General features: G+C 63.1%; 22 protein-coding genes and 2 pseudogenes. 17 read left to right on the top strand and 7 right to left on the bottom strand.

What is annotated here, in order from left to right; all coding sequences use genetic code 11:
- The 4 genes from P2G62_RS17150 to ptsP form a co-directional block, all read right to left on the bottom strand.
- Window positions 1-1001 (bottom strand): ISKra4 family transposase (locus P2G62_RS17150; RefSeq protein ID WP_275736110.1); only part of this gene is annotated, 1001 nt, incomplete at its 3' end.
- 84 nt (window positions 1002-1085) lie between these two features.
- On the bottom strand, window positions 1086-2849 hold the full coding sequence (locus P2G62_RS17155) for a fructose-specific PTS transporter subunit EIIC (protein ID WP_275736111.1): 1764 nt from the start codon (window positions 2847-2849) through the stop codon (window positions 1086-1088).
- Between the two features lie 79 nt (window positions 2850-2928).
- Window positions 2929-3900: a 1-phosphofructokinase family hexose kinase gene (locus P2G62_RS17160; RefSeq protein WP_275736112.1), complete on the bottom strand. Its 972-nt coding sequence runs from the start codon at window positions 3898-3900 to the stop codon at window positions 2929-2931.
- Window positions 3901-6498: a phosphoenolpyruvate--protein phosphotransferase gene (gene ptsP, locus P2G62_RS17165; RefSeq protein WP_275736113.1), complete on the bottom strand. Its 2598-nt coding sequence runs from the start codon at window positions 6496-6498 to the stop codon at window positions 3901-3903.
- A gap of 174 nt (window positions 6499-6672) precedes the next feature.
- On the opposite strand from ptsP, the gene P2G62_RS17170 reads away from it, so the two are divergent.
- Entirely contained in the window at window positions 6673-7650 is a 978-nt protein-coding gene (locus P2G62_RS17170; RefSeq protein WP_275736114.1) for a LacI family DNA-binding transcriptional regulator, read from the top strand.
- 120 nt (window positions 7651-7770) lie between these two features.
- On the opposite strand, the pseudogene P2G62_RS17175 reads toward P2G62_RS17170, so the two are convergent.
- The 3 genes and pseudogenes from P2G62_RS17175 to P2G62_RS17185 form a co-directional block, all read right to left on the bottom strand.
- A pseudogene (locus tag P2G62_RS17175) lies at window positions 7771-8163 on the bottom strand (M24 family metallopeptidase); the annotation flags it as partial.
- A 50-nt stretch (window positions 8164-8213) separates the two neighbouring features.
- Window positions 8214-8924 (bottom strand): annotated as a pseudogene (locus tag P2G62_RS17180) (IS6 family transposase).
- A gap of 275 nt (window positions 8925-9199) precedes the next feature.
- Window positions 9200-10411, bottom strand: a complete 1212-nt coding sequence (locus tag P2G62_RS17185; protein ID WP_275736121.1) for a helix-turn-helix domain-containing protein — start codon at window positions 10409-10411, stop codon at window positions 9200-9202.
- 263 nt (window positions 10412-10674) lie between these two features.
- Between P2G62_RS17185 and P2G62_RS17190 the strand changes: the two genes are divergently transcribed.
- From P2G62_RS17190 to P2G62_RS17265, 16 genes are all read left to right on the top strand, one after another.
- Entirely contained in the window at window positions 10675-11556 is an 882-nt protein-coding gene (locus P2G62_RS17190) for a recombinase family protein (RefSeq protein WP_275736115.1), read from the top strand.
- A 366-nt stretch (window positions 11557-11922) separates the two neighbouring features.
- Complete coding sequence (gene repA, locus P2G62_RS17195) at window positions 11923-13122, top strand: plasmid partitioning protein RepA (RefSeq protein ID WP_148380007.1); 1200 nt, start codon at window positions 11923-11925, stop codon at window positions 13120-13122.
- The gene (gene repB, locus P2G62_RS17200) at window positions 13122-14090 is read left to right on the top strand and encodes a plasmid partitioning protein RepB (protein WP_233678008.1); all 969 of its coding nucleotides are present in this window, start codon (window positions 13122-13124) and stop codon (window positions 14088-14090) included. Before repA ends, repB begins: the two co-directional genes overlap by 1 nt.
- Before the next feature lie 240 nt (window positions 14091-14330).
- Window positions 14331-15386: a plasmid replication protein RepC gene (gene repC / locus P2G62_RS17205; protein WP_275736116.1), complete on the top strand. Its 1056-nt coding sequence runs from the start codon at window positions 14331-14333 to the stop codon at window positions 15384-15386.
- Between the two features lie 106 nt (window positions 15387-15492).
- Window positions 15493-17655, top strand: a complete 2163-nt coding sequence (locus P2G62_RS17210; RefSeq protein WP_275736117.1) for a ParB/RepB/Spo0J family partition protein — start codon at window positions 15493-15495, stop codon at window positions 17653-17655.
- A 99-nt stretch (window positions 17656-17754) separates the two neighbouring features.
- The gene (locus P2G62_RS17215) at window positions 17755-18228 is read left to right on the top strand and encodes a hypothetical protein (protein ID WP_038073814.1); all 474 of its coding nucleotides are present in this window, start codon (window positions 17755-17757) and stop codon (window positions 18226-18228) included.
- A gap of 388 nt (window positions 18229-18616) precedes the next feature.
- The gene (locus tag P2G62_RS17220; RefSeq protein WP_010138195.1) at window positions 18617-18781 is read left to right on the top strand and encodes a hypothetical protein; all 165 of its coding nucleotides are present in this window, start codon (window positions 18617-18619) and stop codon (window positions 18779-18781) included.
- 254 nt (window positions 18782-19035) lie between these two features.
- Window positions 19036-20088, top strand: a complete 1053-nt coding sequence (locus P2G62_RS17225; RefSeq protein ID WP_038073811.1) for a hypothetical protein — start codon at window positions 19036-19038, stop codon at window positions 20086-20088.
- Window positions 20089-20841: 753 nt separating this feature from the next.
- Complete coding sequence (locus P2G62_RS17230; RefSeq protein ID WP_008335991.1) at window positions 20842-21246, top strand: single-stranded DNA-binding protein; 405 nt, start codon at window positions 20842-20844, stop codon at window positions 21244-21246.
- Between the two features lie 36 nt (window positions 21247-21282).
- Window positions 21283-21489 (top strand): hypothetical protein, encoded by a 207-nt coding sequence (locus P2G62_RS17235; protein ID WP_157617034.1) that lies wholly within the window; start codon window positions 21283-21285, stop codon window positions 21487-21489.
- 199 nt (window positions 21490-21688) lie between these two features.
- A complete protein-coding gene (locus P2G62_RS17240; RefSeq protein WP_051692164.1) occupies window positions 21689-22984 on the top strand; it encodes a reverse transcriptase/maturase family protein in 1296 nt (431 codons plus the stop codon).
- Window positions 22985-23156: 172 nt separating this feature from the next.
- Window positions 23157-24356, top strand: a complete 1200-nt coding sequence (locus tag P2G62_RS17245; protein WP_275736118.1) for a DUF932 domain-containing protein — start codon at window positions 23157-23159, stop codon at window positions 24354-24356.
- Between the two features lie 125 nt (window positions 24357-24481).
- Window positions 24482-24922, top strand: coding sequence for a DNA repair protein RadC (gene radC / locus P2G62_RS17250; RefSeq protein ID WP_275736119.1), 441 nt, complete (start codon window positions 24482-24484; stop codon window positions 24920-24922).
- A gap of 111 nt (window positions 24923-25033) precedes the next feature.
- Window positions 25034-25552: a hypothetical protein gene (locus tag P2G62_RS17255; protein ID WP_038073803.1), complete on the top strand. Its 519-nt coding sequence runs from the start codon at window positions 25034-25036 to the stop codon at window positions 25550-25552.
- Window positions 25553-25649: 97 nt separating this feature from the next.
- Window positions 25650-26141 carry a DUF6878 family protein gene (locus P2G62_RS17260; protein ID WP_275736120.1) on the top strand — a complete coding sequence of 164 codons (492 nt, stop codon included), beginning with the start codon at window positions 25650-25652 and terminating at the stop codon, window positions 26139-26141.
- Between the two features lie 10 nt (window positions 26142-26151).
- Window positions 26152-26304 carry a hypothetical protein gene (locus P2G62_RS17265; RefSeq protein WP_275736122.1) on the top strand — a complete coding sequence of 51 codons (153 nt, stop codon included), beginning with the start codon at window positions 26152-26154 and terminating at the stop codon, window positions 26302-26304.
- The last annotated feature ends 100 nt before the right edge of the window (window positions 26305-26404 follow it).

Genomic DNA, 26404 nt, shown 5'->3' on the forward strand with positions numbered 1-26404 from the left:
TGCCACAGCCACCAGCGAAGGCTTTTCGCGGGGCGCTGGAACAGCACCGGAATTCCAGTGAATCCCGGTATCTGGACCAGACCCTGAACGGCGGCCTCGACATGTCGAATACGCATCGAGATGTGCCACCAGTCGAGGATATGCTTCACCTGGCCGTCGCCACCCATGGCATTCCGTATGAGGTTCGGGAGAGCAAGCTCGCCATCAGAGATTACCGTCAACAGACGGCCCGGCTTCCATCCAAAGTCTGACAGCTCTTCTCGCATCCGGCTGCCTGGCGATGCCGTCGCATTGGCGACCAAGCCAAATCGTCGGCACATATTGCGACTTTCAATCTTGCCGACCACAAGATCCAGGTGTCGCTGCTGATACTCCGGTCGACAGCGGATATGCGCACCGTCCAGAAAAACCGTCAAACCCCCTTTGGGAAGTGCTTCAGCGGGATCGCCTGATGCCCTTCGACTTTTCTCGAGCCCCGCGGCTACTCTTCCCAACCGGTCACGCACCGTGGTGTGATGGGGCGGATGGCAGGGGAGGAAGCTTTTCATCAGCCGCGCGGCTTCGCGAAAGGAATGCCGGGACCCGAGTTCCGCATGGAGCCGCTGCAGCTCCGGGGTAGCCCGGTCAGGAAAGAAATAGGCCAGCGGAGAAATAGGTCCGCCGGGCATCGCCGCTGACCTGGCATCACACGAACAGCGGCGCAAGCGCGCGGCTTTGACCCGAACCCGCCCAAAGAGCGTGTCGAGATCGCGCGTGCGATAGTCATGAATGGCACGAACCGAGGCGCAATCCGGGCATACGCGGCTTTCTCGGATGATTTCCTCAACCTGATCGCAAAGAATTGCCCGCTGAATCTGTTCGACAACCCTCTTCCCATCCTCGAGGCGCAACCCGATCCCGTCTGGACAGGTCACCCGGTAGGGTCGTGAAATGCCGTCAAGCTGATGAGTGCGCTTCTCCCCGTTGTCGAAGGTAGTTTCGATTGTAATCCGTACGTCCATGGCAGCCCCACACGCAAAGAACTCACCTTAGCACGGGCCGCAACGACGAAGATGACCCCCATGTTTTGTCCACTCCCTGTCGACTCAGGCGGCCTTCGCGACGGGTCTGGCCGTCGCAGAGACGCGCCGCTTGGCGACACCGAGCGCCACGACCGAGACCGCAGTCCCGATCAGCATCGCGATCACGAAGCCCATCAGATTGCTCACGGCATTCGGGATCGGCAGGACGAAGACCCCGCCATGCGGCACGTTGAGCTGCACATTGAGCGCCATGCAGATCGCACCGGCCACCGCCGAACCCGCGATCAGCGACGGGATCACGCGGAACGGGTCACGCGCGGCGAAGGGAATTGCCCCCTCGGTCACGAAGGCGAGCCCGAGCACGAAGGCGGCATTGCCGGCCTCGCGTTCTTCCGGGGTGAAGCGCACCGGGAAGAGCTTCGTCGCGATCGCCAGAGCGAGCGGCGGCGTCATGCCCCCGCACATCACCGCCGCCATCGGCTCGGTGACATTCGCGGCAAGCAGCGTGGTGCCGAAGGCATAGGCCGCCTTGTTGATCGGGCCGCCCATGTCGACCGCCATCATCCCGCCGAGGATCAGCCCCAGCAGCGCCGCCTGCGTGCCCTGCATCCCCTGCAGCCATGCCGTCAGCGCAGTGAGCAGCTCGGCGGTCGGCTTGCCGATGACGTAGAACATCAGCAGCCCGGTGATCGCCACACCCAGCAGCGGCAGGATCAGCACCGGCTTGAGCCCCTGCAGGGTTTTCGGCAGCTTGATCGCGCGGTTCAGCCACAGCACGGAATAGCCGGCAATGAAGCCCGCAAGGATCCCGCCGATGAAACCTGCCCCGATCGTGCCCGCAAGGACGCCACCCGCCATGCCGGGCGCAATGCCGGGACGGTCGGCGATCGAGAAGGCGATATAACCCGCAAGCGCCGGCACCATCAGCGAGAAGGCCCCGGTCTTACCGATCTGGAACAGGGTCCAGCCCAGCGTGCCCTCGTATTGATCCTCGTAGACGTAGATCCCGCCAAGGGCGAAGGCGATCGCGATCAGGATGCCGCCCGCAACCACGAAGGGCAGCATGAAGGACACGCCCGTCATCAGGTGCTTGTAGACCCCCGCGCCGGCGCTTGCCTTAGCGCCGCCCGCGTCAGACGTCGCAGCGGCCGCACCGCCGGCCCCGGCACTGTCCGGGGCGCCCGAGAGCACGCGCGCCTCGGCGATCGCCTTGCGGATCAGCGCGGCGCCATCGTTGATGGCGGGTTTCGTCTGCGACTGAAACACCTTCTTGCCCGCGAACCGGCCAAGCTCGACCTGCCGGTCGGCGGCGATCACCACGAGGTCCGCGGCCGCGATCTCTTCCGCCGTCAGCGTATCTTCCGACCCGACCGAGCCCTGCGTCTCGACCCGGATCGTGGCACCCAGGGCCTTTGCGCCCTCCTGCAGGCCTTCGGCGGCCATGAACGTATGCGCGATCCCCGTCGGGCAGGAGGTGATCGCCACGATCTTCAGCGCGGCCAGACCAGAGGCACCGGCCGCGGCGGGCACCCCGCCCTCCAGCCGGGCCAGCACAGCCGCGGGATTGTCGAGCAGCTCCGAGAGCGACACGTTCAGACAGGCGCGCCCCGCCAGACGCGGATCCTGCGGACCCTCGCCGACCACGAGAACGGCCCCCGCCGCGGCGAGCACCGCCGGATCCAGCGGCGCGACAACGCCGTCGGCGGTCTGCACCTCGACATGAATCTTCCGGCCGGCCTCGGCCGCCGCCTTGTTCAGCGCCTCACGCGCCAGAACGCCGTGCGTTGCCCGGTCGCTCGAGCGGATCACGGCCACGATGTCAGACATGGGGTCCTCCTTTGATCTTCGAGTGGTGCGCAGCCCCTCCGACTGCGCGTGGTTCTTGCCCGGCTGGCCGTCCGGCCGTTCAGGCCTCGGCCAGCCAGTCGCTCAGCGGCCGCACCGCAACCGCGGTCTCCAGCGCCCGCAGCTCGGTGCGATCCGGCAGATGCGGCCCGGCATTGCGCAGTTTCCCGACCGCAAACGCCGTCGCCCGTGCCGCGAGTTTCTCGGCGGGCAGCCCCTCGGCCAGCGCCGCGACGATCCCGGCGACCATCGCATCGCCCGCCCCGACGGTGGAGCCCTGCGAGAGCGCGACCGGCAGGGCCTGCAGTTCCGCATCGCGGCTGACGAAGATCGCCCCTTCGGTTCCGAGTGAGACGACGACCAGCGCGACCCCGCGGCCGAGGATCTCGCGGGCGGCGGCTACAAGATCGCCGCGCCCCGACAGATCCCGCCGCAGGCAGGCCTCCAGCTCGTGGCGGTTGGGCTTGATTGCATATGGCACCGCATCCGGGGCGAGCGTCAGCGCCGTGCGCAGCGGCGTCCCGGAGACATCGAACACCACCCGCGCGCCCCGCCGGGCGAGCCCCGCCGCCAGCCGGGCGGAGGCGTCATCCTCAAGCCCCTGCGGCTGGGTTCCCGAAATCGCGACGATCGCATTCGGACCCACCCCCCCAAGGCTCGCCTCGACCGCCGCGAGATCGCGGGCCGAAGCGGAAAATCCCGGCAGGTTCACATCGGTCGTCCGGCCGCCGTCCTCGAGCAGCTTGATATTGGTCCGGGTCGGCTGCGGCAGGCGGATCATCGCATCGGAAATCCGCTTCGCGGCGAAAAGCGCCGTGAAACGCGCCTCGTTCTCGGCCCCGATCAGACCATGGATGCCCACCGACAGGCCCCAGTCGGCGAGGCAGGAGGCGACGTTGACCCCCTTGCCGCCGGGGTCATGGCGTGCGGAACGGGCCCGCGCCACCTCTCCCGGGATCAGCGCGGCGAGCCCGACCGTGAGGTCGATCGCCGGGTTCAGCGCAACGGTGCGAATGTCTGGCTGAGCACGCATTCAAGCCTCCTCCACCTGCGGCAGAGCGGGCGCAACCGCGACCGCCGCCGGCCCCTGCAGCGCCGGATCGGAGGCGAGCGCGCGCACCGCATTGGCATCGGGCATCGTTAGCGCCCGGGCGGCCAGCGCCTGCAGCCCCGTCATCGCGACATCGCGCAGCTGTGCCTTCACCGCCGGAATGTCGCGCGGCGTCATCGACAGCTCGTCGACCCCCAGCCCCGCGAGCAGCGCGGCCCCGAAGGGATCGCCCGCGATCCCGCCACAGACCCCGACCCAGCGGCCCTGTTCATGCGCGCCCCGGACCGTCGCCGCGATCAGCGCAAGCACGGCAGGATGCAGGCTGTCGGCCTCGGCGGCGAGAACCGGGTTCTGCCGGTCGATGGCCAGCGTGTATTGCGTCAGATCATTCGTGCCGATCGAGAGGAAATCGGCATGGCGCGCGAGCCGGTCGGCCATTAGCGCCGCCGAAGGCACCTCGATCATGATCCCGAGCGGGATCTGCGGCGCGTCGAGCTCGACGCGGATCCGTTCGGCGGTCTCGCGCAGGGCGATCAGCTCCGACTCCGAGGTGATCATCGGGAACATGACCGAAATCCGCGCCCCGTCGCGTGCGGCCCGGTAGAGCGCGCGCAGCTGCGGCACCAGAAGCTCGGGCCGGCGCAGCAGAAGCCGCGCGCCGCGCACCCCGAGGAAGGGGTTTTCCTCACTCGGCAGATCGAGATAGGAGACCTGCTTGTCGCCGCCGATGTCGAGTGCCCGGATCACCAGCGGGCGATCGCCCATCGCCTCGGCCATCGCGCGGTAGGCCACGTATTGATCTTCCTCGGTCGGGCTCGCGGCGCGTTCGAGGAACAGGAACTCGGTGCGCATCAGGCCGACCCCCTCGGCGCCCTGCGCAAGGGCAAAGGGGGCCTGATCGGCAAGGTTGATATTGGCACCGATCTCGACGCGCTGACCATCCGTCGTGGTGGCCGGCAGCGCCCGCAGCGCCGCGTCGCGGGTGCGCTGCGCCGCTTCGCCGGCGATCCACGCCTCGGCAGAGGCGAGTTCCTCGGCGGTCGGATCGAGATAGAGCCGCCCCCCCGTGCCGTCGATGATCGCCTGTGCCCCGTCATTGAGCCGGGCCAGTGCGGCCCCCGCGCCCACGACCGCCGGCAGGCCGAGCGTCCGCGCGAGAATGGCGCTGTGCGACGTCGGCCCCCCTTGGACGGTCACGATGCCGCGCACCCGCTCGGGATCGAGCCCGGCGGTATCGGTGGGGGTGAGATCATCCGCGATCAGGATCGTGCCCGGCGGCGGTTCGGCCGGCGTGCCGCGGGCCAGCACCGGGTCGATCAGCGCCAGAACGCGCTGCCCGACATCGCGCAGATCGGCCGCACGGCCGGCAAGCACCACATTGCCCGAGCGGCGCATCGGCTCGGCCGTATCCTCGACCGCGCGGTTCCAGGACCAGGCAAGCCCGTGCCCGGAAACAAGATATTGCGAGACCCGCGTCACCAGACCGGGATCCGTCAGCAATTCGGATTGCGCCCGGAAGATGCCGGCATCCACCTCGCCGAGCCGGCGGGCGGTATCGTCGGTGAGCGCCCGCAACTGCTCGCGGGCCCGTGCCAGCGCCTCATGCAGCAGGTCGGCCGCCCCGGCGAGGTCGATCCGCGTTCCCGGCGCGACATCGGGGATGTCGCAGGCTGCGGCCTCGAGCCGGTGCAGATGCCCGATCGCAAGCCCCGGCGCCGCCGAGACCCCTTCGATCACCCGCTGGTCGTCCTGCGCGGTCGCGACCGGCGGCACCCAGCCGCCCGCAGCCGCGGTCGCCGCGCGCTTGGCCTCGGCCTGAGCGGCCTGCGCCTTCTCGCGCGCGCTCAGCCCCGTCACCACAACCCGCAGGGTCGAGAGGGCATCCGCCGCATCCGCGCCCTCGGCCGAGAAGGTGACGGCATCGCCCGCCCGCAGCCCGAGCTGCAGCAGCGAGAGCATGTTGCGGCCGTCCGCCGCCTCTGCCGCATGGCGCACGCGGATCCGCGACACGAAGCGGCGCGCGGTCTCGGCCCATTCGGTCGCCGGGCGGGCATGAAGCCCCGAGGGATAGTCGATCACCCAGTCGAAGCTCTGCGCGAAATCCGTGGCCAGCTCGCCGGCTGGCGCGGAGACCTCCTCGCCATTCAGCGCGGCGATGATCTCTGCGGGATCGTCGGTCCGGGCAAGACGGGCCAGCCGCGCCTCGTCCTGCATCAGCCGGGTGAGCCGGCGCAGGATGCCGATATGCGCATCCGAACGCGCCGCGATCGCCACCACCAGATGCGCGATCTGCGCCCCGTTCCAGACCACGCCCTCGCGGATCTGCAGCACGGCAATGCCATCGTTGAGGATGAGGTCACGCTCGTCCACCATCCCGTGCGGGATCGCGATCCCCTTGCCGAGATAGGTTTCCGACGCCGCCTCGCGCCGGGTCATGCTGGCCTCGAAGCCGGCACGGGTGCAGCCCGCAGCCGTGAGCAGCGCCGCCGCCTGACGCAGGGCATCCGCCTTGTCGGCGACCTGCACGTTCAGCCGGACGAGTTCCCCGGACACGAGCCCGGATGTCGATGCATGGGACACTGGTTCTCCTCCCAATCTCCAAGTTTTGACCACGCTAGCATATCTGTGGGAACGTTCCCACTGGATTCTTTGCCGCACGCCGGGACATCGGCTGAATGGGGTGAATTTCGTTGGAAATATTATGGCTTTATGCAAAGATAGCCGCGAGCTCCCATGTGAGAACGTTCCCACCAAATGACAGTCAGCATCAAGGATGTGGCCCGGGCAGCGGGCGTTTCGACCTCCACGGTGTCCCGCGCGCTCGGTCAGGGGCCGGTCAGCGCCGATGTCTTGCGCCGGGTCGAATCAGCGGTGGCCGCGACCGGCTACCGGCCCAATCTCGCCGCCCGGCAACTGCGCTCGCAGCGCTCGCGGACCATCGGCCTCATCATCGCCGACATCCGAAACCCGTTCTTCACTCAGGTCAGCCGGGCGGTCGAGGATGTCGCCTATGCGGCGGGGATGCGGGTTTTGCTGTGCAATACCGACGAAGACCCCGAACGCGAGGCGATGTATCTCGAGCTGATGGCCGAGGAGCGGGTGAGCGGGCTGATCGTCACCCCGACGCTGCATCTCACGGCGGCGGCGCTGCAACGGGTCGACCGGCCCGTCGTGCTGATCGACCGGACCGTGAAGGGCGGCGATTTCGACAGCATCGTGCTCGACAACACCCGGGCGGCGGCGCAGCTCGTCGACCATCTCGTCGCCTGCGGCCGTCGCCGGATCGTCGGGCTCTTCGGCTCCACCTCCTCCACCGGCGGCGAGCGCCGGGCCGAGGTCGAGGCCGCCCTGACCCGCCACGGCCTGCCGGTGCGCAGCATCATGTCGCCGCCAAGCTTCGATGCCGGCCATGCCGCGCTGGCCGAGATGCTGGACCGCGAACACCCCGATGCGTTGATCCTGTCGAACGGTCTCTTTGTGCGCGCCGCGCTGAAGCTCTGCCACGAGCGGCGCATCCCGATCCCCGAGCGGCTCGCGCTCGCGGGCTTCGACGATGAGGTCTGGAGCGATCTGGTCAATCCGGGCATGACCGTCATCCGCCAGCCGGTCGAGGCCTTCGGCCGCGAGGCGATGACCGCCCTGCTCGGCCGGATCGGCGAGGCCCGCACGCCCCCCCGTCGGATCACCCTGTCGGGCGAGCTGATCGTGCGCGGCTCAACCGCGCCGGCCTGACGGGCGGCAGGCTGTCGCAGCCCTTGCGGGCGCAAAGACCCCACCGGACGACACCGGGGCGCAGCCATCCGCGCCCCGGCGAATGCGATGGGTCACGTGCGACGGCTGCCGCCGTCGTGCTCAGGCGCCGATGCAGACGGGCGCGCGGGACAGCCCCGAGAGCACCTCTGCGCCCCCGTCCCGCAGGATCACGATCTCCTCCAGACGGACCCCGAACCGGCCGGGCAGATAGATGCCGGGCTCGATCGAGAACACATTGCCCGCCTGCAGGATCACATCGGCTTCGGCGGTGATATACGGGCGCTCGTGCACGTCGATCCCGAGCCCGTGCCCGGTCCGGTGCAGGAAGTTCGCGCCATATCCCTCGGCCGCGATGGCCTCGCGCGCGGCCCGGTCAACCTCGGAGGCCCGCACCCCCGGACGCGCGGCCGCCACCGCCGCCGTCACCGCGCGCTCGACAATCGCGACGATCTCGGGAAATCCCTCGGGCGGTGTGCCGCAATAGCCCACGCGGCATTGCCAAGTTATTTTCACCTGGTGTGTTGCAGTCTGTGTGAAGCCGGTCACGCGGTCATCTCGCGGGCATAGTCGTGCCAGAGGCTGAACGCATCTGCCCTTGCATGACGATAGGAGTTGGCGGTGAGGCGATAGCGGCGGGGTTTGAAGATAGCGTTGATCTGGTCATGGGCGGCGAGAAACCTCTGCGCCTGTCGTTGAGATTTGAAGCGCCCCATTATCTTCTCGCGCTTTCGGGTTGGTCGGTGTGAGCCCTCGATGCGGTTGTTCAGGCCCTTGTGCGCCCGCTGGTCGGCGCCAGGAGCCAGGTTCCGGAGCGGCGCAAAATAGCTGCGCAGCTTGTCGGTGATCACAACGCGAGGCCGCCCGAAACGCGCGATGAGCCTTGCCAGAAAGCGCTTTGCCGCCTTGGCATTCCTGCGGGTTTGCACGAGGATGTCGAGCGTGTCGCCATTGGCGTCAACCGCCCGCCAGAGCCAGTGCTTCCTGCCACGAATTGGAATGACGACCTCGTCCAGATGCCAATTGTCCGACGGCGCGGGCCGGTCACGCCGGATACAATTGGCGAAATGCGCGCCAAACCGGTTGACCCACAGCCGGACGGTTTCGCGGCTGACGATCACGCCGCGCCCTGCCAGAAGGTCCTCGACGTCGGCCGAGCTCAGAGCGAAGCGATGATAGGCTCAGACGGCATAAGCGATGATCTCGCGGGGAAAGCGGAAGCCCTTCAGGCGCGCCAGGGATGATGGCATTTTCATTCGAAATCCTGTAGCAGGGGCTTCACGACACAACAACTTGGCAATGCCCCTGGAACACATTCTTCGCCAGATCGAGCCCGACCGTGATAATCTCCGACATGACCGTCCTCCTTTGTGGATCATCGCAGACCCACCTTGGCACAGAGATGCCGTCGGGGGGCGGTCACATCATCAGAGCCGCACTGACCGAAAAGGACATGCGCCGCATGAACCGCTATCTGGCTGCTCTGCGAGAGCTGCGGGACGCGGAAGCCTGAAGGGAAAATATCCGGGGATCACTGGAGCGCGGCCAGCACATCGAAGAAATCTTCAGCCAGCAGCTCATCATGCCTTTCGGACATCGAATTTGCCTCTGTTGAGCGCGGCTCGACGATCCGCCACATTCGGTATCGTCCCTGCCCCGTAACCTCTCGAATGAGGCCCTGCTCGTCCATCCAGTCGATGTTGCGCTGAACCGTTGCCCGATGCGTGCCTGTCAATTTCTCGGCCATCTGTACTGACACCAGCGGCCAGCTTGCGAAGAGGTTCCGCAGCATCGGCGGCGTCTTGCCCGAGAGGGGAGCCATCGCGCGCTCTGCGGCAGCCGCCCAAGCCTCGATCTCCTCGAGCCTGCGCAGGGCTGCGAATGTTGCGCTCTCCATCGCGTTCAGCCAGCGCGCTAGCCGGGCGGGCGGGTCCCCGATCGCCCGGAAGCCCCCTCCCCCGCCCATCGCGATCGGTGCGAAGATCGCGCCGGGCATGCTCCCTGACGGTGCGAGTTCGGTGATCGCAACACGCGACGCCGTCACCGCGGCCTCGAGCGGATCGTCGATCGGCGAGAGCTCCGCGACATGCCAGAGATGAAAACCCATGCAGGCCCGCGCTACGGGGTGGAGGTCTTCGGCCTGATCCATCATCGCAAGCCATCCGGCAGCCCGGTCCTCGAAGGCTTCCCGCTCTGCCATCTCGACCATGCGCGAGGGAGCCTTAGCTTCGTCGAGACGCTCCCCCTGCCCCGGACGGGCGCGCCGATCAAGGAAGGTTTCGAGGTCGCCCACACATGACCGACGCGCCAACGGCGCGGGTCCGCCGGTCAGCCGCCGCACGGTCCAGCCGATTCGGTACAGCGCCTGCGCATCATCCGTTACGGTCGAAACCCGCAGCGCCATGTAAAGGGAAAGCCGGTCGAGGCCGATCCGGTCCTGCGTGAGCCAGCTGAGATCCGATGCCTCGATCAGAGCGAGCCGCTGCCGCCAGCCTGCCGGGCCCCGACGCAGGCGTTCATCGAGGATACCCAACCGGGCCGAGACGCGAGCAAGCTGCGCCGCCTGCCCGGCCTCAGCCGCGCGCCAGGCATCGACGACATCGGATTCCTTCGCCTCAGGCATAGGTCCGGGAGGCAGGTAATCCGGTTCGTCCTCGATCGGCCCGGGCAGGAACCAGAGGTCGGCGTCATCCTTGCCCTCGGACGCCTCCATGTCCTCAAGAGGCACCCCATCATCGTCCATGTATGTTTGGCGCAATCTGTTCATGCGCGCATTATATGGCCATTATGCGCGCTTGGCGATGGGCTTTGATGGCCTGCGTTTTCCTTCTACTATAGAGGCGCCCGCGGATCCCGTCTTCTTGATCGCGATGGAGCACCTCTCGTTGGTTTCAGCCCAGAGATAAAAGGCTTCCCGAACTAAGCGCGACGAGGGAGACACCCCTTGCGCGCGTTTACAAACGGTCGTTTATTGACGATATATTAAATTGCAAACGGCCCAGTTTCATGCACCTGATTGGCTATGCGCGCGTCTCCACCGAGGATCAGACCCCCCTGCCCCAGTCTGAGGCACTGCAGTCTGCGGGATGCGCCGAGATCTTTGAAGAGCACGCCTCGGGCGGCAATCGCGCGCGGCCCGTGCTTGCACGTGTGCTGGAGCGGATTGGCAAGGGCGACACGCTGGTCGTCGTGCGGATCGACCGGCTTGCGCGGTCTTTGTCGCACTTGCTTGAGGTGATCGAAAGACTGGAGGGCAAGGGGGCGTTCTTCCGCTCGCTCCAGGACCCGATTGACACTGCCTCGCCCCAGGGCAAGTTCACGTTGCAGGTTCTGGGCGCTGCGGCTGAGTTCGAACGCGCTCTGATCCGCGAGCGTACCAAAGCCGGACTTGCCTCGGCACGCTCAAAGGGCCGCGTCGGCGGCAACCCAGGTCTTCGCGCCAAGGACCCTGAAGCGCTGCGCAAGGTGCGGTTGGCACGACAGGACGGCTACATGGAGCGCTTGCACGAGACAGCGCAGGATTGGGTGCCCCATGTACGCCGCCTGCGGCCGGATATGGCCTGGGAAGACGTGCTGCGTATCATCAATGCTCCCCTGCCCCACGACCGCCACTGGACCCAAAGCCGTTTGCTCCGCGCCGTGAAGGCATACGTGGGGGACGGATTCCTGCCCGCTGAAGTGCTTGGACGCGCTGGACGTCGCGAAACCGACGATCGCCTGCCTGCGATTGTCGCCGCAATCAAAGGTGCTGACCCCGAGATCACCTTGCAGGCAATCTGCGACCGACTCGAATCCATGCGTGAGCGCACCCCTCGCGGTCGAACCAGCTGGCAGCCTTCCTCAGTCAGAATGCTGCTGGAGCGTGCAGAGCGCCTCGGCCTTTTGTAGGCGCTAATGGTCGGCAAACCACCCTGTTCGCTCGGCCCAAATCTTCCAGAATCATCGCCTCAATTGGACGAAAACCACGTAAATATCCAACAATGCCTTGGGGTTAGTTCGCGCGAGCAGAAAATATCTCGAAGGATGTCGGCTTCGCCAGACACGGTTTTTATCGTTGGGAATCAATGCGTTATCTAGCGTAAGCCCTGCGCGACCAAATTGGTGCTGTGGATAACTTTTCCACTACATCTAGATTCTTCTTGCCGGACTCAGATGTTCGTGGCATCTCCATTCTGACGGCAAAACGCGTCAGACGTGGCTTCGATCGTCAGAACGACAAAGAGCCTTAGCAAAGGCCATGAGAGGCGGCTGAACATGGATGATCGAAATACGGGCTACGCGCAAGGCATAGGCTCTTCCGACATCGGAGCATTTGCAGACAGTCTTGCTGAGTCGCTTGACCGGCAGATGAAAGTTGCGTTCGAACCAGAAGAACGCAAGTCCTTGCGCCGCTTCAGCTCGACCGAGGTCGCCGAGTTGCTGCGCGTTAGTACGTCGAACCTGCGCAACCGCCACAAAGATGGCAGCTTCCCAGAAGTTCACACTGACGGTCGCGGTCATAGGTTCTACACGGCCGAAGAAGTTGACGACCTCCGCAACATTTTGGCGCGGACAGGCAAAAATGCTGACGCGTACAAACCTGGCCGCCGAGACGGTGACCGTCTTCAGGTCATTTCGGTCGTGAATTTCAAAGGCGGCAGCTCGAAGACAACAGCGACGATCCATTTGGCACACAGGTATGCCCTGCGTGGCTACCGCGTGCTTGTGCTGGACCTCGACCCGCAGGCCAGTTTGACGACATTTTTCGGCTTCCGGCCTGAGCTCGAATTCGCCGAAGGCGGCACAATCTACGACGCATTGAGATACGATGATCAGGTTCCGCTCTCGGAGGTCATCCAGAAAACATACTTCCACAAGCTCGACATGGTCCCGGCTGGCTTGATGTTGTCCGAGTACGAAACCGAGACAGCGAATGCCCTTGCGCGCAGGGTTCAGCCGATTTTTGCAGAGCGTCTTGCTCTGGCGCTAGAGGAAGTCGACTCAGACTATGACATCGTGCTGATCGATTGCCCTCCGCAGCTGGGCTTCCTGACATTGACAGCATTGGCAGCGTCCACGGGCTTACTTGTGACTGTCGTCCCCGGCATGCTCGACATCGCTTCGATGAGCCAGTTCCTCAAACTCGCTTCGGAAACGGTCAAAGCCGTCGAAGAGGCGATTGGACGACATGTCACTTGGGACTTCGTAAAGTTCCTGATCACACGCTACGAGCCGTCGGACGGACCACAAACGCAAATGGCCGGGTACCTACGTTCAATCCTTGCGGGCCAAGTCATGACTGAACCGATGCTGAAGTCGACAGCCATTTCTGACGCCGGCATGACTCAGCAAACCATCTATGAGGTAGACCCGAGCCAGCTCATTCGGAAGACCATTGATCGGGCTTTGACCAGCGTGAACAGCGTTGCCGATGAGCTGGAGCAGACAATCCAAATGGCATGGGGGCGTCGCTGATGGCTCGAAATATCTTCAACCAGCCACCGAAAGACGAGAAAGAGTCGGCAGCCCCCTCCCCTGCCCCGGTCAAATCCTCGAAGCTACCTGGCTCGGTTGGCGGATTGCGGGACTCTCTCCGGGAAATCACTGCCAACTCAATCCGAGATATCGAACCCGACCGGATCGATATGGATGGCCTCCGGGATCGCCTGATCCTGGAAGATAGTAGCATTGAAGATCTCGCCGAAAGCATTCGCAAGCATGGTCAGCAAGTGCCGATCATGGTTCGCCCCTCTGACCAACCGGATCGATACCGCATCATCTACGGGCGTCGCAGACTTGCAGCCATTCGAAGAGTTGGTGGAACCGTCAAAGCGATCGTTCGAACGCTCGATGATGATGCTTCTCTGATCGCGCAAGGTCAGGAAAACAACCTGCGGCTGGATCCGTCCTTCATTGAAAAATCTCTTTTTATCAAAGAGATGCAGGAGGCCGGTTACAAGCCTGGCGTCATTCAGGACGCCCTAGGCCTCACCCGGCAAGGTGTGTCGAACCATCGTGTAGTCATCGAGCAGCTGCCTGACGAACTTGTCCGGCTTATCGGCCCGGCTCATGGCGTAGGTCGACGCCAATGGGGTGATCTTGCTGCACTTTCAGAGAAGGTTCCGCTTGTCGACATTGCGCGTGAGACACTTGCCTCTCTGCCTGACACCACTCCAAGCTCGGACAAGTTTCAAGCCGTCTATGTTGCTTGCTCCAGCAAGGCGCGTGGCGCAGCCGACCAAAGCGCCCGTGGCCAAACGACCGTGGTAAAGGACAATAGTGGTAGCCCTGTCGGCACACTTTCAGTCGATGGCAAGTCGATCGCTATCAAGATCACCCGCAAGGACAACCCGGAATTCGGCCAATGGCTCGAAGAGCGCGCGGAAACCACGCTGCGACAGCTTTTTGAACAATGGCAGAATGAGAGAGGCTCGGGGAGCTGATCCCCGGTCATAACCAAAAACACGAGCAGAGGAGAAAGGCGAAGACCAAAAAGAAAAGAGCCCCCCAAGGTTTCCCCCGGAGAGCCCTCATCATCTGATTAGCACCTGTGATGTAGCAATCTCCGACATACCGGTCAAGAGTCACCGATTCGGTGGACGTCATTTTGTTGCCTTTTCTCGCCAAGAACAGCGGGAAGAGCCGGGGAAGTTGTGGGCCGCAACGGTCGTCGTTCAACAAACATGGCATTCACAAAGCTTTCCGTTCAGACCTTTGGCGTCGGCAAGGGCACCCCCGCCACGTCAACACCTGAAACCGACATCTGGGCAGTCTTCCGCGCGCTCAGAGATACTCGCAGCCTGTTCGGTCTCCGTCCAGGACATGTTCAAACACTCCAAGCGATGCTGAGCTTTCTCAAGCCTGGGCATGGAGACACAGTCTTCGCTTCCAACGACGAGATCTGCCGTCGAGTTGGCGGGATCGATGAACGAACCCTCCGTAGGCACATCGATCGCTTTGTTGAACTCGGTTTCATGAAGCGCCACGACAGCCCAAATCGCAAGAGATACCGAGTGAAGTCCTCCGAAGGTCAGTCCATTAGCTATGGGTTGTCGCTGGCTCCGTTGCTCGCGCGTGCCGGCGAACTACTTGCGACAGCCCAAGCGATGGAAAACGCTCGTCGGGATCGCGTGTTTTTGCGAAAGCAAATCCTAACCAAACTTGCTCAGATCGACGAAGCTGACCCCGAGAACGAACTCACTCATCAGGTACGCCGAGTTCTTCGGAGGAAGCTCTCGATCGCGGAGTATCGTACTTTGCTCGGCGAACTGGAGGCTCAATGCAAACAGATGTCCACCGCGGTGGACGCACCAGAAACAATGAAACTGCCCGCCAATGACGGGCAAACTGTCCGCCACCATTCTAAGTCTAAAAAAGAACAAAAAGATTTAGAAAGCGGGACCAACAGCCAAACACCTCCCCTGCAAACGCTCACAACAGTTTGTGACCAGGCTACATCGTTCGCAACGAACTCTCTTAGGAACTGGCACGATGTCGAAAGCCACGCGAGAACGCTCGCTCCAATGATGGGAATCCACGAAAGCACCTTCGAAAAGGCTGCTAAGAAGATAGGCTCTCAAAAAGCATCATGCGCCATCTTCATAATTCTCCAGATGAGCAATCGCATCCGAGACTTTGGAGCGTATTTCCACAGCATCACGCTCGGTCGCAGAGAAACTGACTTCAACCCATCACTGTTGTTGGAGAGGCTTTCTCGTTCTGGGACAGCAACTGCGTGATGTCCACCGCGGTGGACATGTCGAGAGGTAGAGATGGACTGTGAAAGGGGTGACGGGAAGTGAGATCGGGAGAGTGGCTTCCGGCGCCCGTCGCGGAGAAGATCTGATGGCGAAATCTGCCCAGAAAGTCACCCTGTCCCCGTCCCGGGACATTCCCTTCGACACGCTCGTGCTGAGCCAGTCCAACGTCCGGCGCATCAGGGCCGGCATCTCGGTCGAGGAACTGGCCGAAGACATCGCCCGCCGCGGGTTGCTGCAGAGCCTGAGCGTTCGGCCCGTTCTGGCGGATGACGGATCCGAGACCGGCAAGTTCGAAATCCCCGCTGGCGGCCGGCGCTTCCAAGCACTCTCGCTCCTGGTGAAGCAGAAACGCTTGGCCAAGACGACGCCCATTCCCTGCATTGTTCGGGATGCCACTTCCACGATCCTCGCCGAAGACGACTCGCTCGCTGAGAACATGCAGCGCGCTGCCTTGCATCCGCTCGATCAGTTCCGCGCCTTCGTGGCGCTGCGGGAGAAGGGACAGGGCGATGAAGAGATCGCGGCCGCTTTCTTCGTCACGCCGCAGGTGGTCAAACAGCGCCTGAAACTCGCCTCCGTGGCCCCTGCCCTGCTCGAGCTTTACGCCGAGGACGAGATGACGCTGGAGCAGCTGATGGCCTTCACGGTCAATCCGGATCACGAGCGTCAGGTTCAGGTCTGGGAGGCGATCAAGTCGTCGTGGAACAAGGAGCCGTATCAGATCCGGCGGATGCTGACGGAAACCTCTGTTCGCGCCTCTGACCGTCGGGCCGTCTTTGTCGGCGTCGATGCCTATGAGGCTGCTGGCGGCACCATGTTGCATGACCTCTTCCAGGGCGATGACGGCGGTTGGCTGGAAGACTCTGCCCTACTCGATCGTCTGGTTCGCGAAAAGCTTCAGGCTGAAGCCGAAGCGATCGCGACCGAAGGTTGGAAATGGATCGAGGTCTCGCTCGACCTGCCCTATGGCTACAGCCACGGTTTGCGGCGGCTTAGCGGAGACCCGGCGCCGATGACGGATGACGAAGGCGCGGCCCATGCCAAGCTGCTTGCCGAATACCGAGCGCTCGAAGAGGAATACGGGGGCCAGGATGAATTCCCCGAAGAGATCGACGCGCGTCTTGGCGAGTTGGAAGTCGCGATGGAGAAGCTCGAGGCCCGGCCGCTGATTTTCGACGCGGAGGAGATCGCGCGGGCAGGGGCTTTCGTGACGCTTGATCGCTATGGCGAGCTTGCCGTTTATCGGGGCTTTGTGCGACCCGAGGATGAGTCTCGGGAAGATGCCGACGTCCACAGCGGTGAACAGGCGGCAGACGGGCAGGTCGCTAAGCTTTCATCTGCGAGCAGGACGGATGGTGTCGGCCACGGCACGGTGATCACCTCTGCTGGTCAAGCGCTTGGCGCGAACATGCCCGACGACGAGGACGATGGTGCGTTGAAGCCCTTGCCCGAGCGGTTGGTCATGGAGCTGACGGCGCACCGGACATTGGCACTGCGCGAAGCTGTCGGGCGTTCTCCCGACGTCGCGTTGACGCTGCTGCTCCTGAAGCTCGTCAATGACACCTTCCAGACGTCCAGTTCGGCCAGCAGCTGCCTCGAGGCTTCGGTGCGTCACGTCTACATGTCCGCGCAGGCGAGCGATCTGAAGGACAGCGTGGTGGCCAAGCTGGTGGACGACCGCCACGCGGGGTGGGAGGCCGACTTGCCGCTCGGCAACGATGCCGCGCTCTGGGACTACCTGACCTCCCTTGATCAAGGGAGCCGGCTGTCGCTACTCGCGCATTGCCTCAGCTTCGGGATCAACGCGCTCCATGAGAAGGTGAACCCTTATGGTGCCGGTATCTCCGCCAGCGGTTTGACCAGGCGGATGACCCAGTCGGACTTGGTCGCACAGGCGGTCGAACTCGACATGGTCGAGGCGGGTTGGCAGCCGACGGCCGATACCTACCTGAACCGCGTGCCCAAGGCCCGGATCCTCGAGGCCGTGCGCGAGGCGAAAGGTGAAGGGACGGCGCAACTCCTCGATCACCTGAAGAAGGGCGAGATGGCGACCGAAGCCGAGCGTCTGCTGAAAGGCAGCGGCTGGTTGCCGGAGGTTCTTCGCCGTCACGATCTGGCGGCACTCGACGGTGTGGAAGGGCAGGGGGCGCCTGACTCCGACACCGAGCAGGCCGAAGATGTCGACCTGCCCGCCTTCCTCACAGCGGAGCTGCCGAGCAATGAGGCATCGATGATGGCTGCGGAGTGATCCGCGCCATCCGAGGGCGGGGAAACCCGCCCTCAATCACATAAAATACAATAATATCAATACGATGAATGCAATTTTGTGCATTCGGGAAGAGGAATCATGTCTGCAATCACCATTCTCGACACCGCGCCCCTGGGGGCGCTCATTCGCTACACCGACAACAGTCCGAAACCACCTGCGCGGTTCACGAAGAAGCTCGCGGCCTGGGAACGCTCGAACGGCATCGGCCGTCTCGTCAAGAAGGAGCCGCCGCGACCCTATCCGACCTGGATCGCACCGGCTTCGTTCACGCTGCACGAGGGGAACTTCTCCTCGGACGGGGTCATTCTCGTCACCATCATGCGGACCCATTCGGCGGATAGCGCCTTGACCTTCGAGGTCGCTGAGGAACCACAGCCTGGGCAGGTGCGTGTTCTGCTGGATTTCGGCGGTTGCACGGAGCTGCTCCACCTGGCCGAGTCTGTCACGGCTGCCGAACTCTGGATCGCCAAAGAAGGCTATCGCAACGCGCGGCTGGAGATCGTCGGCAGCGAGGACGGCGATAGGGCAGGGGGCGCGGAGCTTGCCGCCTGAGCCCATGTAGAACCCAAGGGGCCCGCCAAAGCGCGGGCCTCTCACCCATCACGACCCTGTCCCGCGAAATCGCGGGGCACCATAGAATCCAATCCAACACGGAAAGACGTATTCCTTGAAAAGCCTGCCCAGGAGGCTGGCACCGATGGCATCAGCGGGACACCCGGCTCCAGTCAGCGGTCGCACCATCCCCCGCTCGCCATTCCCTTCCTTGCCCCGAATCCCGTCTTCGAGATCAACCCGCGAGGGGTCGGACTACGGGCGAGCCCGTGCCGCCGGGTGGATTCGGACGAGCCGAACGCACCCGGTGATGTCAGCCAGTCTTCGGGCCTGCGGGGTCCTGTCGCGCGGGGGATGGTCCTCCGCCTCCAAGACAGGAGCCAAACAGATGTCCCGCAAAGATGCTCACGCCTTCGCCGCCTCTCTCGCCGCCACGCTCATGGTCTCGATCGTCGTCTTCCAGGCAGGCGATGGAACCTATGGCGCCGTCCCCGCCGATGAAATCGACGGAGACGAGGTTCAGGTGGTGGGTGAGATCGACCCGTGGGCGTGAAGCCAACGGGGTCGAAGACGGCTCGGGTTCGGAGCAAGGCTCCGATCCGGGCCTTTCGCCTGTCCACCGTTCCGGCCGACCGGCAAAATGAGCCGACGATGGTCGACATGCCTTTGCATTAAGAAAACAAGCTCGAGCGTCAGCCAATCTGACTTTGCCCAGACATCAGCGGTCAATTGCAGTGCAATGAATGCAGCTTGAACATCGTCAGGGTTCGTCGGAAACTGCGTCGTATTTGGTTCAGGTTACGTCGCATGCTCTACAAATCATTGATTTCCTTATACGGTTCATCGCTTGCGGGTAAATCGGCTCCTGCTGACGACTTAGTTTGGCACCTTACGCCGTCCGAGGATCTGAGGCTTTTTCGCGAGTATGCGCTCGATGCCCTGCAGCAGGCGAAAGTGTACCTGCTCGACCATATGGCTGCAGCCTATGGCGATACGCTTCATGACGCAGTCGCCAAGCAGGCTTCGGAAACCGGTCTTCCCGCAATGGCCATTCTGGGTGAGGTAAAGCTCCCCGCCGACGTTGTTTGGGTCGAATTTGATGATCGAGAGCTGGGTGTCGCGCGCTTTGAACGGGCTTCACCTGTAACGAGACATGACGACAAACCCATAGGCACTGGTCTACGCGGCTATCTCATCGATGATCGAAACAAGGGTCACTTGCGCATCACGATGTTCCATCGCCGCGAGAATTCGCGGGTCGTCGACCCAATCTGCGCTTTGCTTGTGAAGCGAACTCCGACAGGCGAATTGAACTACGACAACGTCGAAGTCGAATTGAGCCGTTCCATGGTCGATTTTCGTGTGCGGAGCGGTGATACGAAGGAAATGATCAACGGTCGGCGCACGGTGCACCAAGTTGAAACAGGTTACGATCTTTTCATCCCCTACGCGCTCTTTGCGATGCTGGTTTCCCCGGACTTGGGTGGCATCATTCCCACGGAAAACGAGACGTTCACAGCCAAGGATGCCAAGACCGCTCGAAAATTCGGGAAGTCCTGGATTCTAGGTGCGCAGAAATCCCATCTTACAATCCGCATTGGTCCGCAGGCCGCGGCTCACATGCAGGAGCGGCAGGCTCGCCTTGAGTTCGAGCGTCAGGTCCAGGACAGGCGAAGCGGCCCTGTTCGCCATTGGGTGAGCGAACATGAGCGGCGCTATCGCAGCGGTAAAGTTGTGTTGGTGAAGGGGCACCACAGAGGGCAATTGCCTGCGCCTAATCTGCCAACGCGTGTGATGGGGCCAAAACCCGAGGCAACGATTTTCGAGTTGGACGCAGGTGATCCGTCCGACCCAGACTGAACCCGGAGTTTTCCGCGCGGTCATGTCGTCGGCCGTCAATCTATTGCCGCCACATCGACGAACCCCCGTAGTTTTCGGCCGTGATCTGACTAGGTCGGCGCCAAGAGCTCAGGGTGCCGGAAACCCTGAGATGCCGGCGCACAAGCGGTTTCAATTCTCCCCGATCAGTTCGGCCAGGAAGTGGTCCATCCCGTGGCGATGGCTTCCGCCTTGGTGCAACCTTTCGCCATCTGCCAATCCTAGATCGTGGAGATTGACCTGGCGACGTTCTTCCGCATTTTCTGCAGAGCGTTGGGCGACAATGTCCCGAGATCGAAATCAGCCGTTGGTGCGGTTCGTGTCCTGAATATTCCAGTATCGATAGCCTGTCGCGGCAAGGCCCTGCATTCCCCTGCAGGGAAGGGCAGGGGGGCGAGAGCCGGTGATCGACACTTGCGCCGCTGGTGGGGTGCTGGGCTTTGGGTCAAACAGTCCGATTGGCAAGGGGGCATGGTCTGGCATGGGCTCCCCGTATCTCTCTGTCTCCTGGGCCATCCCTTCGACGGACAATCCCCTAATCCCGTTCGGTCTCCTGCGCGCAACCCCGCGTCAGTCCGGGCCGTGTTGGCCGCCTTTGGCGTCCTGCCCGCTCCACCCCGGTCCTCTGGGGGTGTCCGGTGTCCATGCTGTCCACCGTGCACGCGTCACCCGACGGGCTTTTTCAGGGTTTTGTCGAAGGGACGGTCCCGAAGACAGGACACACAGGAGCTTATCATGCAGAACATCGTCATCCTCGCCGGCAACATCGGTCAGACCCCCGAAGTCCGCACCACCCAGAGCGGCACCAAGATCACCAACTTCAGCCTCGCCACCTCGCGCCCCCGCCTCTCGGAAGGCCGTGTGATGCGCGACGAGAACGGCTACCGGGTCATGGACACCGAATGGCACCGCATCACCTGCTTCAACGGTCTCGGCAAGACGGTCGCTGAGCATTGCGAAAAGGGCATGAAGGTCCTCGTCCACGGCCGCATCCACTACACCAAGTGGATCGACAGCATGGGGAACGACCGCTACGGCTGCGAAATCATCGCCGAGAAGGTCGACTTCCTGAGCCGCCCGAAGTCGGCCGAGAACGAAAACCCCGAGCTGGTCGACCGCGACGATGAGATCCCGTTCTGAGGAACGGGGTCTCCCCCTCGGGCCCGGCGGGGAAGCTTGCCGGGTTTTCCAACTGCTGACACCAACGCTGATTGGCAAAAATTGTTTTTTCGCAACCTTGAATTGCCGACACTCGCTCACCAAATCGTTATTGCCCGCGGGAAATGGCCCACGGGTTTGGCCGTTGAACTTGTCAACTTCTTTATGGTGACCTGGCAGCACGATGCCGAACAGCATCGCCGCGACCAGAGCCAGACTGAATGAGACACTGAGCATAGCTCGGACCTCCACGGTTACATTATACCACCTCGCGTTTCGAGACCCGTGTCTGCGAGGCGTTCGGAAGTGAGACGCTGAACGTATACGCTGACAGAAGGTGGCGTGCGTTCGGGGGACGCCCGGCCTAACAAACCGGAGCCCAGGGTCAGGGCCAGTCCTCCGAACTCTGCGACAAGGAGGCTGAATGCCGCTCGATTGGTTTAAGTCTAGAGGCTACCGCCATTTCGATCTTCCCGTTGGCGAGAAGTTCGCTGGCAAGGCAATGGACCCGGACTTCGTGCTCAAGCACTCCTTCCTCCCACTCCTGCACTACACGAAATCCGAGAAACGCTACAAGAAGTGCCCGAAGACAGGGAAGCGGACGATCACTTCGAAGGACCGCCCGATCAAATACGCATCGCACCGGGACGCCTGTATACTTTCGTTCTACGCCAGCGAGATGAATAAGTTGCTGGACGCCCATTATAACGCCGCGGGCCTCTCCGATAGCGTTTTGGCCTATCGTGCACTCGGGCGTGGTAACTACGATTTCTCGGCGGAAGTGCTTGCGTTTGCCAAGACCCATGCCCCCGTCACGATACTGGCGTTCGACGTCAGCAGCTTCTTCGACAACCTTGACCACACGCTCCTGAAACGCCGCCTAAAGGCAGTGCTGGGCGTAACCTCGCTGCCCGAACACTGGATGCGCGTGTTTCGGGCGATCACCGCGTTCCACTATGTTGATATGGAAGAGCTTAAGGCGAACGCCACGTTCTCCTCCCGGCTCAAGGAGAAAGGCCGCGACCGGATCGCCAGTGTCGAAGAGCTCAAGGCCAATGGCATCAAGTTTCACCCCAACCCCGAACTGGCAAAGGGGCATCGGCGAGGCATCCCTCAGGGCACCCCCATCAGCGCAGCAGCTTCGAACCTGTACATGATTGATTTCGACGCGGCAGCGCACGCTTTCTGCGACAGCATCGGTGCTTTGTATCGCCGCTATTCGGACGACATCTTGGTGATCTGCGCCCCTGCTCACGCCGCAGCAGCCGAAGCCGAAATCATGGATCGCATCAAGGCAGAGAAGCTGGATATCTCTCCCCACAAGACCGAAAGGACCGAGTTCACGGGTACGGGCGTCGTAGCGGGAAAAGCAGCACAATACCTAGGCTTCTCGCTCCACGAAGAGGGGCCAGCCATTCGAGAAAGCTCCCTCGCTCGGCAGTGGCGAAAGATGCGAAGGGCGATGCGCCGAACCCGCAAGATCGCGGAGAGAAACATCGCATCTGGAAAATCGACTAAGGCACACACCAAACGCCTGTATCGCCGTTTCACCCACCTGAAGGTGCGTGACGACGAAGGTGTTCGGATCGTACGCAACTTTTCTTCCTATGGGCGGCGCAGCGCCTCCGCATTCGGCGATGACGAAAAGATCACTCAGCAGATCAGGCGGTTTGAACGTGCCGCGCTCCGTGAGATCCAGGAACTCAAGAAGATCAAATAGACTTGCTCCTCCGCATGTTGGACCCGATTGCGTTTTCCCGATAGTGCATTGACATCGACGCGGAAGTTAACGCGGCGGAGCCGGCCACCGAGAGTGAGAGGAGTGCCGGTTTCCCGGTGACGGGTTGAGGGCTGGGAGAGTGGCTCCCGGCGCCTGTCGCGGGAGATAGCCGATGGGCGTTGTGGAAGTTATGGATCCGGTTCAGCCGGCGCGGGCCGGTGGCTGGAAAGTGGATGTGAGCCGGGGCGAGCGGAACGGGCGGGTGTCGTCCGAATGGTTTAACCGGCCCGATGACGAGCGGTACCTGTCGCTCGACGATCTCTGGGCCAATGTGAAGGGTCGCTCTGAGCGCAGCCGCAGCCGGGTGGTGCAAACCGCCGACATCCGTGTCGAGGCTGCGCGCGACAGTGCAGAGCGGCTGCACTTGGTTCTTCCGAAAGCGCATGAGCCGGTCGCGCCCACGCACTGGGCCTTCGGCCAGCTTGCGAGCATTGTCGGCGCGCCGGCCTCCTACCTGCGGCAGTTGCCCGCGCCGCTGGCGGGGATCAACCTGCAATACGGTTTGACCAACCACCGCGCCGAGCAGGTGAAGACCTTCGAGACGGAGGATGGCCGGACCGAACTGCGCGCCGTGACCGGTCCCGACTACGGTCGCATCCATGACTTCGAGCTTGTCGAGGCGGTGCAGCGCATCGCGGGCAATGGCACCGGCGACACGCGCTGGAAGGTGCCGGGTGTGCTTGACTGGTCGACCGGGGTCTATAACCCCGACGTCGAGATCAGCCGTGACACGACCACGCTCTACGCCTCGGACCGCGACGTCTTCCTGTTTCTGGTCGACGATCGCAATCCGATCGAGGCGGGCAAGCTGGCGGACGGCTCTCCCGACCTCTACTTCCGGGGATTTTACTGCTGGAACTCCGAGGTGGGGGCGAAGACCCTTGGCATGGCGAGCTTCTACCTTCGGGCGGTGTGCCAGAACCGCAACCTTTGGGGCGTCGAGGATTTCCAGGAGATCAAGATCCGCCACTCGAAATACGCCGCCTCGCGCTTCGCCCATGAGGCGGCTCCGGCGCTGACGCGGTTTGCCAATTCCTCGCCGCAGGGCTTCGTGAACGGCATCAAGGCCGCGCGGCAGCAGGTCGTGGCGCGCAGCGACGAAGACCGCGCGGATTTCCTGCGCAAACGGGGTTTCTCGATGGCCGAATCCGGCAAGATCATCGAGAAGGTGCTGATGGAGGAAGGTCGCCCGCCCGAGAGCATTTTCGACTTCGTACAGGGCATTACCCGGCTTGCGCGCGACAAGACTCAGCAGGATGCCCGCCTTGATATGGAAGGGCGCGCCAAGAAGCTCCTCGACCGGGTCGGCTGACGCGAAGCCCGGCACAGCGGCCGCCTGCATCCGCGGCGGTCGCGTTTTCCTCTTCCACATGCACGCCACTGGCCCCGCCCCGAGAGGGCAGGGGACTTCGGTGTGCGCAATTCAGCGAGACCCCCATGACCCCCCAGGAACAAACTGTCATCCTCGAGGCACGCGACATCCTCGGCCGCTACCTCAGCCAGAACCCGGTCATCGGCAGCTGGCAGGCGCTGATGGACTACTGCGCGTTCAGCGTCAGAGGGCCCATCGAGCGCTTCCATGTCCTCTATCTCGACCGCAAGAACCGCATCATCGCCGATGAGCTCTTGTCGATCGGCACGGTCGACCATGTCCCGGTCTATCCACGCGAGGTGATCAAGCGGGCGCTGATGCTGAACGCCAGCGCGCTGATCCTGATCCACAACCACCCGTCGGGCGATCCGACACCGTCGGAGGCCGATCTCAGCATGACCAAGGAGATCCAGAAGGGCTGCAAGTATCTCGGCCTGACGCTCCACGACCACATCATCGTCGGCGCCGGGACAGAACTGAGCCTGCGGGCCCTGGCCAAGCTCTGACGCGCCTTTCGGATCTGCAGCCGTCGCCCCTTTCGAGGAAGAGGGCGGCGGTTCGGTCTTTGACGGTTTGTAGCGGGGAGAGTGGCTTCCCGCACCGTCGGAGATATTCGCATGTTTGATCTTCCCTCCCAAACTCCGCCGGCAACGCAGCAAGCAGGTTTGCCGCCGAGCTTCCCGACTGCCGTTGTAGACTCGAGCCTGCCCTTCGCACTCACGGAAGCGTGCCGCGCGCCTGCGGGCCTCATGTCTGGGCAGGCACGTCCCGAGATTCTGGACCGTTTCGCCACGCTGGCCGAGGCCATGCAGAGCGCGATCGATCAAGCGGAGGATTTCGTCCCTGAGGATGCGCCGCGTATCCTGGCAATCCTCGATCGAGAGGACCGCCTCGTTCTGGCTGGAGCCGCCAGCGATGGCGCAATGGCCTGGTGCCATCCTGTCGCAAATGCCGCCGAGGCCCGCGCCGTCGTCTCCGAGGCCAGCCAGACCCGCGCGCATGCCATACGAGCGGCCGAGTGGCATGAACATGGCCTCGCGCGACGGCTGCGGCACCACGCCGACGTTCTCGATGCCCGTCTTGTCGATCCGCTCTGGCGTGTCTTCGCGTCTCGCGCACTGCAGATCGCGGCGTGACGCCCGAGAGTCAGAGAAGGGCAGGGGAGGATGTGAGCCTAGGAGGACGAGAGAGAGCCTCGGGGTTCAGATCCTTTCCCTCATTTCGGAGTTTCCAATGTCCAAGATCGAACCCACCCTGGCCGCGCCGATGGCGCCGTCCAGGATTGATTTCGCCGCCGTGCTGGCTCGGCAGTCCGAGCGTGACGCGCGGATCGCAGCTTTGCGACCGGCCAACAAGGAGCGCCTCTTCGATGGCCTGACTGCCGCGGGCATCACCCATGTGACCGTGAGCTTTGACGGCTATGGCGATAGCGGCCAGGTTGAAAGCATCGCAGCCTACGCTGGCGACGCCGAAGTCACTTTCCCCAAGACCCAGATCGCCTATGCCGCATTGACCTGGGACGATCCGGAGGTCGAGATGCGGGCGCTTTCGCTGGAAGATGTCGTCGAGCAACTGGCCTACGACTTGCTGTCTGACACCCATGGAGGTTGGGAAAACAACGACGGGGCTTACGGCGAATTCTGCTTCGACGCGCTCGCTCGCTCCATTCACCTCGAGTTCAACGAGCGCTTCACCTCGTCCGAACTCTATACCCACGATTTCTGAGGGGGCGGCGATGGCACATCCGTATCACCACGCCCTGTCCTCGGTGAAGAAATGGGGCGGCACGGTCGACGACTACCTCGCCGTGCATTCCTGGTTCGACCAGAGCAAGGAGATCACAGCCGATTTTCGGCACCGGGCGTTGCGCCACCATGCCTTATCCTGACTCTATGGAAGCGTCTTATTCCTGTGCATTGTGCGGGTTATGCGGAACCTTAGGATTGAGAGATGAGCCAGCCCCGGCCCGCTCTCCATCAAAAGGGCCG

Source organism: Paenirhodobacter sp. CAU 1674, from assembly GCF_029222945.1.
Taxonomy (GTDB): Bacteria; Pseudomonadota; Alphaproteobacteria; order Rhodobacterales; family Rhodobacteraceae; genus Rhodobacter.

Bases quoted from the DNA above. Each gene is read 5' to 3' on its own strand.
- P2G62_RS17185 (WP_275736121.1), bottom strand. From the start codon at position 10,411: ATGGACGATGATGGGGTGCCTCTTGAGGACATGGAGGCGTCCGAGGGC.
- P2G62_RS17265 (WP_275736122.1), top strand. From the start codon at position 26,152: ATGGCACATCCGTATCACCACGCCCTGTCCTCGGTGAAGAAATGGGGC.
- P2G62_RS17245 (WP_275736118.1), top strand. From the start codon at position 23,157: ATGGGCGTTGTGGAAGTTATGGATCCGGTTCAGCCGGCGCGGGCCGGT.
- repA (WP_148380007.1), top strand. From the start codon at position 11,923: ATGGATGATCGAAATACGGGCTACGCGCAAGGCATAGGCTCTTCCGAC.
- P2G62_RS17260 (WP_275736120.1), top strand. From the start codon at position 25,650: ATGTCCAAGATCGAACCCACCCTGGCCGCGCCGATGGCGCCGTCCAGG.
- P2G62_RS17220 (WP_010138195.1), top strand. From the start codon at position 18,617: ATGTCCCGCAAAGATGCTCACGCCTTCGCCGCCTCTCTCGCCGCCACG.
- P2G62_RS17190 (WP_275736115.1), top strand. From the start codon at position 10,675: ATGCACCTGATTGGCTATGCGCGCGTCTCCACCGAGGATCAGACCCCC.
- P2G62_RS17215 (WP_038073814.1), top strand. From the start codon at position 17,755: ATGTCTGCAATCACCATTCTCGACACCGCGCCCCTGGGGGCGCTCATT.
- P2G62_RS17210 (WP_275736117.1), top strand. From the start codon at position 15,493: ATGGCGAAATCTGCCCAGAAAGTCACCCTGTCCCCGTCCCGGGACATT.
- P2G62_RS17230 (WP_008335991.1), top strand. From the start codon at position 20,842: ATGCAGAACATCGTCATCCTCGCCGGCAACATCGGTCAGACCCCCGAA.
- P2G62_RS17160 (WP_275736112.1), bottom strand. From the start codon at position 3,900: ATGCGTGCTCAGCCAGACATTCGCACCGTTGCGCTGAACCCGGCGATC.
- repB (WP_233678008.1), top strand. From the start codon at position 13,122: ATGGCTCGAAATATCTTCAACCAGCCACCGAAAGACGAGAAAGAGTCG.
- P2G62_RS17255 (WP_038073803.1), top strand. From the start codon at position 25,034: ATGTTTGATCTTCCCTCCCAAACTCCGCCGGCAACGCAGCAAGCAGGT.
- repC (WP_275736116.1), top strand. From the start codon at position 14,331: ATGGCATTCACAAAGCTTTCCGTTCAGACCTTTGGCGTCGGCAAGGGC.
- P2G62_RS17240 (WP_051692164.1), top strand. From the start codon at position 21,689: ATGCCGCTCGATTGGTTTAAGTCTAGAGGCTACCGCCATTTCGATCTT.
- P2G62_RS17155 (WP_275736111.1), bottom strand. From the start codon at position 2,849: ATGTCTGACATCGTGGCCGTGATCCGCTCGAGCGACCGGGCAACGCAC.
- P2G62_RS17170 (WP_275736114.1), top strand. From the start codon at position 6,673: ATGACAGTCAGCATCAAGGATGTGGCCCGGGCAGCGGGCGTTTCGACC.
- P2G62_RS17225 (WP_038073811.1), top strand. From the start codon at position 19,036: ATGCTCTACAAATCATTGATTTCCTTATACGGTTCATCGCTTGCGGGT.
- radC (WP_275736119.1), top strand. From the start codon at position 24,482: ATGACCCCCCAGGAACAAACTGTCATCCTCGAGGCACGCGACATCCTC.